Source organism: Limnobacter sp. UBA3528, from assembly GCF_002377005.1.
Lineage (GTDB): Bacteria > Pseudomonadota > Gammaproteobacteria > Burkholderiales > Burkholderiaceae_B > Limnobacter.
Map to the genome: position 1 here is coordinate 211,103 of NZ_DFOZ01000031.1, position 13,905 is coordinate 225,007.

Here is a 13,905-nt window from a genome sequence, read left to right on the forward strand (position 1 = left end):
GGGTCCTGCTAAAAAATTCTTAAAGGCTGCGCTTAAAGGCTGCGTTCTACTGCTTCAATCGTATTTTGCAACAGCATGGTGATGGTCATGGGGCCAACACCACCGGGCACTGGTGTAATCCAGCCAGCCACTTCTTTGGCTGAATCAAAATCAACATCGCCACACAGCTTGCCATCGGGTAGGCGGTTGATGCCCACGTCGATCACCACAGCACCGGGTTTGATCATATCGCCAGTAATCATATTGGGACGACCTACCGCAACTACAAGTACGTCTGCACGCTGACAATGTGATTTCAGGTCTTTTGTTTTACTGTTGCACAAAGTCACCGTGGCACCTTGTTGCAACAACAACATGGCTTGCGGCTTGCCCACAATATTGCTGGCCCCAATCACCACGGCTTCTGCACCGCGCAGCTCGATGCCGGTCAACTCAAGCATTTTCATGACGCCATAGGGCGTGCAGGGACGAAACAGGGGTTTGCCCGTCATCAGCAAGCCAGCGTTGCTAATATGAAAGCCATCCACGTCTTTTTCTGCGCTGATTGATTCAATGACTACATGCGAATCGAGGTGCTTGGGCAGGGGCAATTGCACCAAAATGCCGTGAATGCTGGGGTCAGAATTCAGTTGTTCGACCAGGCCCACCAGTGCGTCCTGGCTTGTGTTCTCCGGCATGCGGTGCATGACCGATTTGAAGCCTGCTTTCTCGCAGGCCGATACCTTGTTGCGCACATAAACCTGGGAGGCCGGGTCTTCCCCAACCAAAACCACGGCCAGACCGGGCTGATGACCCAATTCGGTCAATTCGGTAGCGCGTTTTGCAATTGTTTCTCGAATTGAGGCGGCCAGTTCGGTGCCGCTAATTATTTGTGCAGACATGATTGAATGAGTTTGAAAATTTGAAATGGTTCAATTGAACAAGGCCCGGTGTTGAGCGGGCCTTGTTTGGGGTGTTCAGGGCTGTGCCAGTTCCGGTGATTTGCGCAGGGCAATTTTCAACAAATCTGCCACAGTGGTTACCTGCAGCTTGTCCATGATATTCGCGCGGTGTGCTTCCACGGTTTTAATGCTGATGTTCAGGTCATCTGCAATTTGTTTGTTCAGGCGACCCGACACAATTCGCTCCAGTACCTGCAATTCGCGCGTGGTCAATTTGGAGTACAGCTTGTTGATCTGTTCATCAAGCTTGGCGGTTTGGGCAAGTTCGTGGGCGTGGCGCATATGCTGGTGAATCAGGTCTTTGATTTTGCCTTCATCAAACGGTTTTTCCAGAAAATCAACAGCACCGTTTTTCATGGTTTCAACCGCCAGTGTTACGTCGCCGTGGCCGGTGATAAACACAATGGGAATTGGAATGCCTCGCTCGTTCAGCGTTTTTTGAACTTCAAGGCCCGAAAGTTTGGGCATGCGAATGTCGAGCAACAGCACACAGGGCTGCGGCCACACTAACTGTTCAAGAAACAACTCGGGGTCTTCGTAGGTTTTTACCTGATAACCTTCGGTTTCAATAAGCCATTGCAGCGAGTCGCGAACTGCCTCGTCGTCGTCCACGATGAACACGGTTTCTTGCATTTCTGTGGAGCGTGGTTGAGTGTGGAGCATTGGCTTTATTCCATAACAGGTGGGTTGACGTGCGCAAGCACCGAGTCTTCGGCCAGTGGCAGCGTGAACTTGAATACACTGCCTTGGCCTTGCGCGGGTTCTACCCACAATTGGCCTTGATGATACTCAATAATAGTACGACAGATGTTCAGGCCCATGCCCATTCCATCGGATTTGGTGGTGAAAAACGACTCAAATAGCCGTTGCCGAATTTCCTCAGGCACCCCCACGCCATGATCCCGAACCTCAATCAGTGCGAACTGGGCGGACTGCCCCACCTGAATCTCGATCAATTTTTGCTCAGGGGGCAGGTGTCCCATGGCTTCAAGGCCATTCTTAATAAGGTTCATCAGCACTTGCTCAATCAGCACCGGGTCGGCCACCACCGACATCAGTGCATCTGGCAGGTTCATTTCAATTCGCGCCGATTGGTGCTTGGCCTCCAGGCGAGAAAAGCTGATGGCATCTTCAATAATTTTACCGATGGGGCAGGGGCCGCGTTTTGGCTCCTGCTGTTTCACGAATTCCCGAATTCGCCGAATCACATCACCGGCGCGCTGGGCCTGCACATTCACCTTTTCAAGCACGGGAAGCAGATCTTCGGGGCTTACTTTGCCGGCTTTAAGCCGGGTTACGCTACCCATGTTGTAATTGGAAATAGCAGCAAGTGGCTGATTGATTTCATGCGCCAACGAGGAAGCCAGCTCTCCCAGTGTGATCAAGCGCGAGGTGAACTGCAGCTTCTCCTGTTGTTGGCGGGACATGTCCTCGGCTTCCTTGCGCGAGGAAATGTCGGTGGCCACTTGCATCACCACCGTTGCACCATCTACCCATGAAATGGACCGACGCCGAACCTCGTACCAACGTTGCGAAACAGGATTAAGCCACTCGAACGGCTCGTAGAGATTGACCCTGTTGCGGCGATTCTTTGACATGCGTGGTGGCGTCGCCTTGCCAAACCACTCGCGGTGCAACCTGTTCACGAAAATATACTCGTCAGGCCGGGCTTCTGGGCCCTGAACGCACACGGCGGCGTCCAGTTCTTCAAGAATGCGAACGAAGCGTCGGTGGGCAGCTGCCAATTCGTCACGAATGCGGCGCGGCTCGGTAATGTCGGTCATAGAAGTCATCCAGCCGCTTTGCTGGCCGTCGCTGTCAACCAATGGCGACACGTACATGCGTGCGTCGAACACACTGCCATCTCGTCTGCGCACCTGTACCTCGATACCTTTTTGCGGGGCATTGCCCGACAAAATCAAATCCAGATTGGTTTGTTGTTCTTCGTAGGAACGGTCGGGCCAATAAGGAAATGGGGGAGCCATACCCACCAGCTCGGATTCCTTGTACCCAGTCATTTTGCAAAAAGCCGGGTTCACGTAGGTAATACGGCCCTGCATGTCAATGGCCCGCATACCCGTGACCACCGAGTCTTCCATGGCCCGTCGAAACTTGGTTTCGGCCAGCAAACGTTTCTCGGCCTGGCTTCGAAGTTTTGCATGTCGAAACAGCAAAATAAAACTCCACACAATCACCAGAGAAAGTCCAAAAACCGCCCATGCCAGCATGTTGGAAAACAACTCGGTGTTCGTTTTATAGAGTACAGCGCGCAGTTTCAAACCGTGGCCGGGTGGGTCTAGCGGAACTTCATGGCTTAACTTCGCATTGTCGATTGACCTGCTGACATTGGAGGCTACCGGGTTGCCTCCACCGTCGACGATGCTGACCAAGTAGAGCTGAACAAATGAGTCGGGTACAGCATCATTCAGCAAAGAACCCAAAGGAATGGTTGCCGCCACCGTACCAATGAAATCACCTTTGTTGAATATGGGGCTGTGAACCTCGATAAACACCTTGCCGGACGGGTCAAGAAAAGGTCTCGAAAAAACAGGCAGTCTGGTTTCCCGGGCTGTGTTGAAAGCCCAATAACTCTCGGCATCTTCGATCGTTTGATACAAAGGATGAAGGACTTCGGATGAACGCAAGCTCGGCAGCGCCAGGTTGGTCACTCGTCTTTCCTCGTCAATAATCAGCACGCTGCTGACTTCCTGAAACTCATTTAACAGAGCCTGTGCCGAGAATCGGAAACCTTCCACGTCACTGTTGTTTTGCTCAAATCCTCTAGCAATCTGATTCAGTCGTTCTTGCGAGGCCAGTAAGCGGGTACGGATGGTTTGGCGGGCCAGCTCCACGTCACGAATGACCCGCAGTTGCGTTTGGTTCTGATCCTCGGAATGCAGGGTGTAGAAAAACGCACCCATAGCGAGCAAAAACAGAATGATGCCCACCAGCGGGGTGGCCCAAACCAATGGGCTTGTACGGGGTTGATCGCTGAGGCGCACGGTCGAATAGGTCTCGGAATCCAGAAGATGACTGAAGTGTACAAAACAAGCAGCCCAGTGGGTGGACTGGATTCAGGGTGATTCGGGAAAATCCTAATAAATTCCACTATGTGAAAACACAAATCATAATTTGAAACTTTCTGAATTAGGTGTGATACTCTAATATCAACAGGAAATACAGCCAAAAGCTCGTACTTCTGCAAAAGAACCCAGAGACCCAAGGAGGAAGCAATGTCAGCGCAACTCAATTTGCCCGGATCGGACGATCCCGATTTTCAAGAAACCCAAGAATGGCTGGATGCCCTGGAGGCCGTGCTTGAACGTGAAGGCCCGGAGCGCGCGCATTACTTGCTTGAACAACTGATTTCTAAAGCGCGCCTGAGTGGCGCGTTTATTCCGTTTTCGGCCAATACCGAATACGTCAACACCATTCCCGTTCATCTCGAAACCCGCTGCCCTGGCAATATGGAGTACGAGGAACGCCTGCGCAGCTGGATGCGCTGGAATGCGATGGCCATGGTGGTGCGCGCCAACAAGAAAAGCCCGCCCGATGGCGGTGACCTGGGTGGTCACATTGCTTCATTCGCCTCACTGGCGACCATGTTGGGTGTTGGTTTCAACCATTTTTGGCATGCCGAAGATGAAAGCCACGGCGGCGATTTGCTTTACCTTCAGGGCCATGTGTCTCCTGGAATTTACGCACGCGCTTTCCTGGAAGGCCGCCTGACCGAAGAACAGTTAGACAATTTCCGTCAGGAAGTCGACGGCAAAGGCTTGTCCAGCTATCCGCACCCCAAGTTGATGCCTGATTTCTGGCAGTTCCCGACGGTGTCTATGGGCTTGGGCCCACTGATGGGTATTTATCAAGCCCGCTTTCTGAAGTACCTGCACGCACGCGGTATTTGCGACACATCCAAGCGCAAAGTCTGGGTGTTCTGCGGCGACGGTGAAATGGACGAACCCGAATCACTGGGCGCGATCGGTATGGCCGCGCGCGAAAAGCTCGACAATCTGGTTTTCGTGGTGAACTGTAACTTGCAGCGTCTGGACGGCCCGGTACGCGGCAACGGCAAAATCATTCAGGAACTGGAAGGTGAATTCCGTGGTTCCGGCTGGAATGTCTTGAAGGTCATTTGGGGCGGCTACTGGGATGAATTGCTGGCCCGCGACAAAGACGGCCTGATGCGCAAAGTGATGCTGGAAATGGTCGACGGCGAATACCAGAACTGCAAAGCCAACGATGGCGCTTACGTGCGCAAGAATTTCTTTGGCAAGCACCCCAAATTGCTGGAAATGGTTGCCCGAATGACCGATGAAGACATCTGGCGTTTGAACCGTGGCGGCCACGACCCACACAAAGTGCATGCTGCTTACGATGCCGCCATGAAGCATGAAGGCCAACCAACTGTAATTCTGGCGAAAACCGTGAAAGGCTTTGGCATGGGCAAGGTTGGTCAGGGCAAGAACACCACCCACCAGCAAAAGAAGCTGGACATTCAGTCGATCAAGGAATTCCGCGATCGCTTCAACATTCCAGTCTCAGACGACATCATCGAAGACGTGCCTTTCTACAAGCCAGCCGATGACGCGCCGGAAATCAAATACCTGCACGAGCGTCGTCAAGCCCTGGGCGGTTATCTGCCCAAGCGTCGCCGCGAGGCCGATGAAAAACTGAAAGTACCTGGCCTGGATGCGTTCGAGGCCGTACTGGAGCCCACCAAGGAAGGCCGTGAAATTTCAACGACCCAAGCCTTCGTGCGAGTGCTGACCGCACTGGTGCGTGACAAGGAAATTGGTCAGCGCATTGTGCCGATTGTTCCCGATGAAGCACGTACATTCGGGATGGAAGGCATGTTCCGCCAGTTGGGTATTTATTCCTCACAAGGTCAGTTGTACGAACCAGTCGACAAAGACCAGGTGATGTACTACCGCGAAGACAAAGCCGGCCAAATTCTGGAAGAGGGCATTAACGAAGCGGGTGCATTCAGTTCTTGGATTGCGGCGGCCACGTCCTATTCCACGAACAACCGCGTGATGATTCCGTTCTACATTTACTACTCCATGTTCGGTTTCCAGCGCGTGGGCGATCTGGCCTGGGCAGCTGGCGATATGCAGGCTCGAGGTTTCTTGTTGGGCGGCACTGCTGGCCGTACTACATTGAACGGCGAAGGTTTGCAGCACGAAGATGGTCACAGCCATATTTTGTCCTCGACCATTCCAAACTGTGTCAGCTACGACCCAACCTTTGCCCATGAGTTGGCTGTGATTATTCAGCACGGCTTGAAGCGCATGGTGGAAGACCAGGAGAACGTGTTCTATTACCTCACCGTGATGAACGAGAACTACGCTCAGCCTGGCCTGAAGAAGGGTACCGAAGAAGGCATTTTGAAAGGCATGTATGTGTGCCGCGAATCCACCTTGAAGAAGGCTGGCAAAAAGCGTGTTCAACTGCTGGGTTCTGGCACCATTCTGCGTGAATCACTGGAAGCAGCGGAGTTGCTTGAGAAAGACTGGGGCGTTGCAGCCGATGTGTGGTCAGTCACCAGCTTCACAGAGCTGCGCCGTGAAGGTCTGGATGTGGAGCGTGAAAACATGCTGCACCCTGAGCAGAAGTCCAAGCAAAGCTATGTTGAAAAAGCGCTGGCAAAAACCGAAGGTCCGATTGTGGCTTCAACCGACTACATGAAGTTGTTTGCTGACCAAATTCGTCCTTTCATGCCCAAGGGCCGCGAATACAAAGTGTTGGGCACCGATGGTTTTGGTCGTTCCGATTTCCGCTCCAAGTTGCGTGAGCATTTTGAGGTGAACCGTCATTTCGTAACCGTTGCAGCACTGAAGGCCTTGGCCGATCAGGGCGACATTCCACTCAGTACCGTGGGTGAAGCAATCAAGAAATACGGCATCAACCCCAACAAGCCCAACCCAGCCTACGCATAAAAGGACGATCGACATGACAATCGAAATCAAAGTACCCGACATCGGCGATTTTGACGGGGTGGAAATTATTGAAGTGCTGGTGAAGGCAGGCGACACCGTGGTGGCGGAGCAATCCATCATCACCGTTGAATCTGACAAAGCCAGTATGGAAATTCCATGCCCGCAAGCTGGCGTGGTCAAGGAAATGAAAGTAAAAATTGGCGACAAGGTGAAAGAAGGCACCTTGATGCTGATTCTGGAACCCGCTGAAGGTGGCGCTGCTGTGGCACCAACCAAGGTAGAAGAAACACCAAAAGCCGATGCACCCAAAGTAGAGGCCCCCAAGGCAGAAGCACCGAAGGCGGCTGCCCCTGCGCCGGCTGCCACCGTAGCCCCCACGCCTGCCGAACCACACAACCCAACAGCAGCATCCGTGAATGCGCCGCATGCAAGCCCGTCCGTGCGCAAGTTCGCACGCGAGTTGGGTGTGACTTTGACCACCGTGCAAGGCACTGGTCCGAAAGGTCGTATTACGCCCGACGACGTACGAAACTTCGTGAAAGCCGCTGTGGCTGGTGTGGGTTCTGTGTCTGCTGGTGCAAGCAAAGGTGGCAGCGGTGTTGGCCTCGATTTGTTGCCATGGCCAAAAGTAGATTTCACCAAGTTTGGTGAAATTGAAGAGCAGGAACTTTCACGCATCAAGAAATTGTCTGGCCCGAATTTGCATCGTAACTGGGTCATGATCCCGCACGTCACGCAGTTCGACGAGGCAGACATCACTGACCTTGAACAATTCCGCAAAGACACCAACACCGCACTGGCCAAGCAGGGCGTGAAGTTGACCATGCTGGCCTTCGTGATGAAGGCCTGTGTGGCTGTGCTGAAAAAGTACCCGGCCTTCAATGCATCGCTGAATGAAGCTGGCGACAAATTAATACTCAAAAAATACTGGAACATTGGTTTTGCCGCCGACACACCGAATGGATTGGTTGTGCCAGTCATTAAGGGTGTAGACCAGAAAGGCTTCGCACAAATTGCCAATGAATTGGGCGAATTGTCTGCGCAGGCTCGTGATGGCAAGCTGAAAGGCGCCGACATGCAGGGCGCCACGTTTACCGTGTCGTCGCTTGGTGGCGTGGGCGGAACCCTGTTCACACCCATTATCAATGCGCCTGAAGTTGCAATTTTGGGCCTGTCCAAATCAGCCATGAAGCCGGTGTGGAATGGCAAGGAATTCGAGCCACGCCTGATGCTGCCGCTTAGCCTGAGTTATGACCATCGAGTAATCGACGGTGCCATGGCTGCCCGATTCACCACAGAGCTTGCCGGCGTATTGGCCGACATGCGCAAAGTGCTGCTGTAAGGGGGTGAACACATGAAACTGATCGTTCCTGATATTGGTGACTTTGATTCTGTAGAAATTATTGAAGTGTTGGTTAACGTTGGCGACAAGGTGAGCAAGGAGCAATCTTTGATCACAGTGGAGTCTGACAAGGCCAGCATGGAAATTCCGGCTTCTGACGATGGCGTGGTCACCAAGCTACTCGTGAAAGTGGGCGACAAGGTGTCCAAGGGCAGCGAGATTTGTGAAATCAGCGGCGGTAGTGCTTCTTCAACTGCTCCCGTGGCTGCTGAAAACAAGCCTGCCACTTCAGCACCAGCAGCCACTCAAGTCGACACTGAAGCCGCCACTGAAGCAGCCACTACAGCAGTCGCTGCTGCGGGCCCCGCCAGCAGTTACAACGGTCAAGTTGATCACACTTGCGATGTGTTGGTGTTGGGTGCTGGCCCCGGTGGTTATTCAGCGGCTTTTCGCAGCGCTGACCTTGGCATGAATACCATTCTGGTTGAGCGCTACAGCACCTTGGGCGGCGTGTGTTTGAACGTGGGTTGCATTCCTTCCAAAGCATTGCTGCACACCGCACAGGTGTTGGAAGAGGCGCAACACATGGGCGAACATGGCATTGCCTTTGCAAAACCCAAAATTGATCTGGACAAATTGCGCGCGCACAAAGCGGGCGTGGTTGGTAAATTGACTGGTGGTTTGGCCGGTATGGCCAAAGGCCGTAAGGTTAAAACCGTTCAGGGTGTGGGCAGCTTTTTAAGCGCCAATCACCTTGAAGTGGTAGCAGCCGATGGCAGCAAGCAGGTTATCCAGTTCAACAAGGCTATTATTGCTGCTGGTTCGCAGCCGGTGCATTTGCCCTTTGTTCCAGAAGATCCGCGCATTGTAGATTCCACCGGTGCGCTGGAATTGCCCTTCATCCCCAAGCGGATGCTGATTATTGGCGGCGGTATTATCGGCCTTGAAATGGCCACGGTGTATTCAGCCTTGGGTGCCCGCCTGGATGTGGTTGAAATGCTGGATGGGCTGATGCAAGGCGCAGACCGCGACCTGGTGAAGGTTTGGCAAAAGCGCAACGCACCCCGGTTCGACAACATCCTGTTGAAAACCAAAACCGTTGGGGTTGAAGCCACGAAAAAAGGTATTTTGGTGACCTTCGAAGGCGAACAGGCCCCGAAAGAGCCCCAGCTTTATGACATGGTCTTGGTGTCGGTGGGTCGTACGCCCAATGGCAAAAAAATTGGTGCCGAGAATGCGGGTGTGGCAGTCACTGACCGCGGCTTCATTCCTGTAGACAAGCAAATGCGCACCAATGTGCCCAATATTTTTGCCATTGGCGATGTAGTGGGGCAACCCATGCTGGCGCACAAGGCAGTGCATGAAGCCCATGTCGCTGCTGAAGCAGCAGCCGATGAAAAAGCGTTTTTTGATGCGCGAGTTATTCCCAGCGTGGCCTACACCCACCCTGAGGTGGCTTGGGTTGGTTTGACTGAAGACCAGGCCAAAGACCAAGGCATTAAAGTGGGCAAGGCTGTGTTTCCATGGGCTGCGTCCGGCCGTGCCATTGCTAACAACGCGGACGATGGCTTCACCAAACTGCTGTTTGATGAGGAAACCAAACGTGTTGTGGGTGGTGGTATTGTGGGCATGAATGCTGGCGATTTGATTGGTGAAGTGTGCCTGGCCGTTGAAATGGGTGCCGATGCAGTGGACATTGGTAAAACTATTCACCCACATCCTACCTTGTGTGAAAGTGTGGGCATGGCTGCCGAGGTGTATAAGGGTGTATGCACCGATCTGCCTGCCCAGAAAAAGAAGTAAGCACTTCATTTTGCTGCAAAGCCCTGAAAAACCAACTGCATGCAGTTGGTTTTTTCCATTTGCGCGCCAGTTCTGCCTTTAAAATACGGTTTACACGCCAGCTCATTCAAAATTTCTCAGGAATATCAAACCCTTCATGGATGCTTTAACACTCAAGAAAATGGTGGCCAAGGCCGCACTGACTTATGTTCAACCTGGCACAGTACTGGGCGTGGGCACGGGTTCCACGGTGGATTGTTTCATTGATGCCTTGGCCGAGTCGGGCCTTCAACTCAAGGGGGCTGTGTCTTCTTCGGTTCGCTCCGAGAAAAAGCTGCGTGAAATCGGTGTGCCCATTGTTGACATGAACGATGTAGAAAGCCTGTCGATTTACGTGGATGGCGCCGATGAAGTAGACCCGGCCAATTGCTTGATCAAAGGTGGTGGCGGTGCCAACACCCGAGAGAAAATTGTGGCTGATATTTCAGACAAGTTTGTGTGCATTGCTGACCAGTCCAAACTGGTACAAGTTTTGGGGGCCTTTCCTTTGCCGGTTGAAGTGTTGCCCATGGCGCGCAACGCGATTGCCCGCAAATTGACTGCGCTGGGTGGGCAAGTCAAAGTGCGTGAAGGTTTTATCACCGACAATGGCAACGTAATTCTGGACGTGGCAGGTTTGAAAATTACCGACCCGGTTGCCATGGAAAAAGAGATTAATCACTGGCCAGGCGTGGTTACCAACGGGCTTTTTGCGATTCGAAAGGCAGATGTGGTGCTAATCGCAACAGCAGACGGCATAAAAACCCTTTAATCCCGCATACAGGCGGGACGAAGGCCTGAATAATTGTGTAGAACATGGCAGAATAAAGTGAAGATGTGGCTTGGTTTGACAAATTCCTGTCATGTGCCTGTGCCACATTGCATTGTTACAACAATTATCCGGTTAAGGAAGACAAATGACTGAACACACCTCCAAACAGTACGATGCCGAACTGGAGTCGCTGCGCACCCGCGTTCTACAGATGGGTGGCCTGGTGGAGAATCAGATCGTGTCAGCCATCGAGGGTTTGGGTGCTGCCGATACCCAAATTTTCAAAGAAGTGATTCGTCGTGAAAAAGAAGTCAACGACATCGAACTTGAGATCGATGAACTGTGCAACCACATCTTGGCTCGTCGCCAGCCAGCGGCTGTTGATCTGCGTTCAGTCATCGTGGCCATTAAAATGATTCGCGATCTGGAACGAATTGGTGATGAGGCCGAGAAAGTGGCCCGCATGGGGATGATGATCGCGGATGCCGGCAAGCATTTCGTACCCAAGGTTGATTTGCATCGCATTGCGAGCAATGCGATCGCAATGTTGCGCAAAGTGCTGGATTCATACGCTCGTGTAAACGCGGTTTCTGCAGCCGAAGTGGTGAAAGCCGACATCGAGGTTGACGACGAATTCAAGGCGATTTTGCGTCAGTTGATCACTTTCATGATGGAAGATCCGCGCACCATTTCCCGTTCGATCGAAATTTTGTTCATCGCAAAAGCGATTGAGCGGATTGGTGACCACTCTAAGAACATGTCTGAACACGTGGTCTACATGGTGAAAGGTCGTGACGTTCGTCATCAAGGCCCGGAAGCAGTTGCTCAGGAAGCCTCAGGTAACTGATCGTAAGTATCTCTAGATAAAAAAGCCCGTTTCACTCAAGGTGTTGCGGGCTTTTTTCTGCGTATTTTCTAAGCTAAATCTGGTGTTTGCCCAAGAAAATCCAAGCCACCGTAATTTTTGCAATAGTGCAGGTGCACAAGGCTGCGATCGTGTAGAAAAATACGCAAGCTGGGGTATTGAATTGCTCAAGCATGATCCCCGCGAAGTACATCAAGAGGGTTAATGCGATCCAGCGGCGTAGATAAGCCAACAAGTGGTGTCTGTTGGCTTTGTTGTGGGCAATTGCTGCAGATCGTTGATACAACTCTTTTACACTGGCATCGCGAAACAGCCAGTGGAAGAAAAAGTAACGAAACAGCACGCTGTCTTGGAAGCTGGTCATGCTGAAAACTCCGGTTGACGGCTTCAGTATGCAACGACTGAGGCAATAAAAAAAGCCCCTGTGTGAAGGGGCTTTTTTGTCGCACTTGCCGTGCTTTTGCAGAGTGTTTGCTTAGTTACTTGGTGGTACGTAACCTGCAGCTTGTTCGGCACCATCACCAAAGAAGTGTTTTTCCATTTGCTCCATCAGGTACTTGCGTGCGCGGGCGTCGGCCAGGCTTAAACGGTTTTCGTTCACCAGCATGGTTTGGTGTTTCAACCAGTCTTGCCAGGCTTGTTTGGATACATTCTCAAAAATTTTCTTGCCCAACTCACCAGGTGCGGGAGGAAAGTCCAAACCTTCTGCCTCTTTGCCCAATTTGATGCAGTTCACTGTACGTGCCATTTTTTTACTCCTTCTAACCCCTTATGGGCTTAATTCCTGGGTTTAATTCTTCGCGGATTAACTGTTTACTTTTGCGTATTTTACAAAATCAAAGCCCCATGCGCGTTCCGGGGTGGCTGTATTGGTAATTCGATCAACTTCCCTGAATTGTTGGCGATCCCATTGTGGAAAGCTGGCGTCGCCTTCGAAGCTTTGATGAATCTCAGTCAGGATCAGTTCGTCGACCAGACCGTGAGCCAGAGCCTGCTCATACAAATTGCTTCCACCAATCAAAAATACCTGCTCAAAGCTGGAAAGCCAATTCAAGGCGTCGGGCAGGTTCGTGGCTGTTGCAATTTGAGTGGCACTGCCCTCGGGTAATGCCGCGGGGTGGGTAATTACACTGCGCGGCGTACCGTCTTTGCCTGGGGCGGGTTTCCAGTCTGAGTTGCCCGATAACACCACATTCAAGCGACCAGGTAGCGGGCGGTTGATGGACTCGTAGGTTTTTCGGCCCATCAATACAGGGCAGCCCAAGGTGGTTTGCTTGAAAAAAGCGAGGTCTTCGGGCAAGTGCCACGGCAGACTATTGTTGATGCCAATAATACCGTTTTCGGCCACAGCGGCCACGATGGATACTTTCATGCTTTATACCGCCACTGGCGCTTTGATGTGCGGGTGGCAAGTGTAGTTCAGTATTTCGAAATCTTCGAATTTGTAATCGAAAATACTTTCGGGTTTGCGTTTAATTTGCAATGTGGGCAATGGGTGGGGCTTGCGGCTGAGTTGTTCGGCCACCTGTTCCATGTGGTTGCTGTACAAATGACAATCGCCGCCGGTCCATACAAAGTCACCGACATCCAGATCGCATTGTTGGGCAACCATGTGGGTGAGCAGGGCGTAACTGGCGATGTTGAAGGGCACGCCAAGGAAAATATCAGCACTGCGCTGGTACAGCTGGCAACTCAGCTTACCGTCTGCCACATAGAACTGAAACAGCGCATGGCAGGGTGGCAACTTCATATTGTTGATTTCAGCAACGTTCCAGGCACTCACAATGTGACGACGTGAATCGGGGTTATTCTTGATTTGCTGCATCAACTGTGAAATTTGATCGATGTGGCGACCGTCGGCAGTGGGCCAACTGCGCCACTGCACACCATAGACCGGGCCAAGATTGCCGTTTTCATCGGCCCATTCGTCCCAGATGCTGACCCCGTTTTCCTTCAGGTAACGAATATTGCTGTCGCCCATCAAGAACCACAGCAGTTCGTGAATGATTGAGCGGGTGTGCAGCTTCTTCGTCGTGACCATGGGGAAACCATCTTGCAGATTGAAGCGCATTTGGTAACCAAACACGGAACGAGTGCCCGTGCCGGTGCGGTCCATTTTGTCGGTGCCGTTGTCCAGCACATGCTGCATCAAGTCGAGGTACTGTTGCATGGTTTTTTGGGTGCGAATTTTGTTGGGATGCTGATTATTAAGTTTACCTTGTTGA

12 protein-coding genes are annotated in these 13,905 nt (G+C 52.1%); 5 read left to right on the forward strand and 7 right to left on the reverse strand.

All coding sequences use genetic code 11. The annotated features are described in order from the left end of the window. Positions 1 to 32 precede the first annotated feature (32 nt). The 3 genes from folD to B4N58_RS09640 form a co-directional block, all read right to left on the reverse strand. The gene (gene folD, locus B4N58_RS09630) at positions 33 to 881 is read right to left on the reverse strand and encodes a bifunctional methylenetetrahydrofolate dehydrogenase/methenyltetrahydrofolate cyclohydrolase FolD (RefSeq protein ID WP_291748625.1); all 849 of its coding nucleotides are present in this window, start codon (positions 879 to 881) and stop codon (positions 33 to 35) included. Between the two features lie 75 nt (positions 882 to 956). After that, the gene (locus tag B4N58_RS09635; protein ID WP_050771185.1) at positions 957 to 1,604 is read right to left on the reverse strand and encodes a response regulator transcription factor; all 648 of its coding nucleotides are present in this window, start codon (positions 1,602 to 1,604) and stop codon (positions 957 to 959) included. A gap of 5 nt (positions 1,605 to 1,609) precedes the next feature. After that, entirely contained in the window at positions 1,610 to 3,943 is a 2,334-nt protein-coding gene (locus B4N58_RS09640) for a PAS domain-containing sensor histidine kinase (protein ID WP_291748630.1), read from the reverse strand. Positions 3,944 to 4,174: 231 nt separating this feature from the next. Between B4N58_RS09640 and aceE the strand changes: the two genes are divergently transcribed. The 5 genes from aceE (at position 4,175) to phoU (ending at position 11,662) form a co-directional block, all read left to right on the forward strand. Beyond that, positions 4,175 to 6,880, forward strand: a complete 2,706-nt coding sequence (gene aceE, locus B4N58_RS09645; protein WP_008249916.1) for a pyruvate dehydrogenase (acetyl-transferring), homodimeric type — start codon at positions 4,175 to 4,177, stop codon at positions 6,878 to 6,880. 13 nt (positions 6,881 to 6,893) lie between these two features. Then, positions 6,894 to 8,222, forward strand: coding sequence for a dihydrolipoyllysine-residue acetyltransferase (aceF, locus tag B4N58_RS09650; RefSeq protein ID WP_291748633.1), 1,329 nt, complete (start codon positions 6,894 to 6,896; stop codon positions 8,220 to 8,222). Positions 8,223 to 8,234: 12 nt separating this feature from the next. Further along, positions 8,235 to 10,025: a dihydrolipoyl dehydrogenase gene (gene lpdA / locus B4N58_RS09655; RefSeq protein ID WP_291748635.1), complete on the forward strand. Its 1,791-nt coding sequence runs from the start codon at positions 8,235 to 8,237 to the stop codon at positions 10,023 to 10,025. A 136-nt stretch (positions 10,026 to 10,161) separates the two neighbouring features. After that, the gene (gene rpiA, locus B4N58_RS09660) at positions 10,162 to 10,815 is read left to right on the forward strand and encodes a ribose-5-phosphate isomerase RpiA (RefSeq protein WP_291748638.1); all 654 of its coding nucleotides are present in this window, start codon (positions 10,162 to 10,164) and stop codon (positions 10,813 to 10,815) included. A gap of 145 nt (positions 10,816 to 10,960) precedes the next feature. Continuing rightward, the gene (phoU, locus tag B4N58_RS09665; protein ID WP_008249927.1) at positions 10,961 to 11,662 is read left to right on the forward strand and encodes a phosphate signaling complex protein PhoU; all 702 of its coding nucleotides are present in this window, start codon (positions 10,961 to 10,963) and stop codon (positions 11,660 to 11,662) included. Positions 11,663 to 11,735: 73 nt separating this feature from the next. On the opposite strand, the gene B4N58_RS09670 is transcribed toward phoU, so the two are convergent. From B4N58_RS09670 to thyA, 4 genes are all read right to left on the reverse strand, one after another. Further along, on the reverse strand, positions 11,736 to 12,044 hold the full coding sequence (locus B4N58_RS09670) for a hypothetical protein (protein ID WP_008249929.1): 309 nt from the start codon (positions 12,042 to 12,044) through the stop codon (positions 11,736 to 11,738). Between the two features lie 111 nt (positions 12,045 to 12,155). Further along, positions 12,156 to 12,428, reverse strand: coding sequence for an oxidative damage protection protein (locus B4N58_RS09675; RefSeq protein ID WP_008249931.1), 273 nt, complete (start codon positions 12,426 to 12,428; stop codon positions 12,156 to 12,158). Between the two features lie 57 nt (positions 12,429 to 12,485). After that, the gene (locus tag B4N58_RS09680; RefSeq protein WP_291748643.1) at positions 12,486 to 13,052 is read right to left on the reverse strand and encodes a dihydrofolate reductase; all 567 of its coding nucleotides are present in this window, start codon (positions 13,050 to 13,052) and stop codon (positions 12,486 to 12,488) included. A 3-nt stretch (positions 13,053 to 13,055) separates the two neighbouring features. After that, complete coding sequence (thyA, locus tag B4N58_RS09685; RefSeq protein ID WP_291748648.1) at positions 13,056 to 13,850, reverse strand: thymidylate synthase; 795 nt, start codon at positions 13,848 to 13,850, stop codon at positions 13,056 to 13,058. Positions 13,851 to 13,905 lie beyond the last annotated feature (55 nt).

Coding starts and splice junctions, on each gene's coding strand:
- lpdA (WP_291748635.1), top strand. CDS start 8,235: ATGAAACTGATCGTTCCTGATATTGGTGACTTTGATTCTGTAGAAATT.
- phoU (WP_008249927.1), top strand. CDS start 10,961: ATGACTGAACACACCTCCAAACAGTACGATGCCGAACTGGAGTCGCTG.
- rpiA (WP_291748638.1), top strand. CDS start 10,162: ATGGATGCTTTAACACTCAAGAAAATGGTGGCCAAGGCCGCACTGACT.
- B4N58_RS09670 (WP_008249929.1), bottom strand. CDS start 12,044: ATGACCAGCTTCCAAGACAGCGTGCTGTTTCGTTACTTTTTCTTCCAC.
- B4N58_RS09635 (WP_050771185.1), bottom strand. CDS start 1,604: ATGCTCCACACTCAACCACGCTCCACAGAAATGCAAGAAACCGTGTTC.
- B4N58_RS09680 (WP_291748643.1), bottom strand. CDS start 13,052: ATGAAAGTATCCATCGTGGCCGCTGTGGCCGAAAACGGTATTATTGGC.
- aceF (WP_291748633.1), top strand. CDS start 6,894: ATGACAATCGAAATCAAAGTACCCGACATCGGCGATTTTGACGGGGTG.
- aceE (WP_008249916.1), top strand. CDS start 4,175: ATGTCAGCGCAACTCAATTTGCCCGGATCGGACGATCCCGATTTTCAA.
- thyA (WP_291748648.1), bottom strand. CDS start 13,850: ATGCAACAGTACCTCGACTTGATGCAGCATGTGCTGGACAACGGCACC.
- folD (WP_291748625.1), bottom strand. CDS start 881: ATGTCTGCACAAATAATTAGCGGCACCGAACTGGCCGCCTCAATTCGA.
- B4N58_RS09675 (WP_008249931.1), bottom strand. CDS start 12,428: ATGGCACGTACAGTGAACTGCATCAAATTGGGCAAAGAGGCAGAAGGT.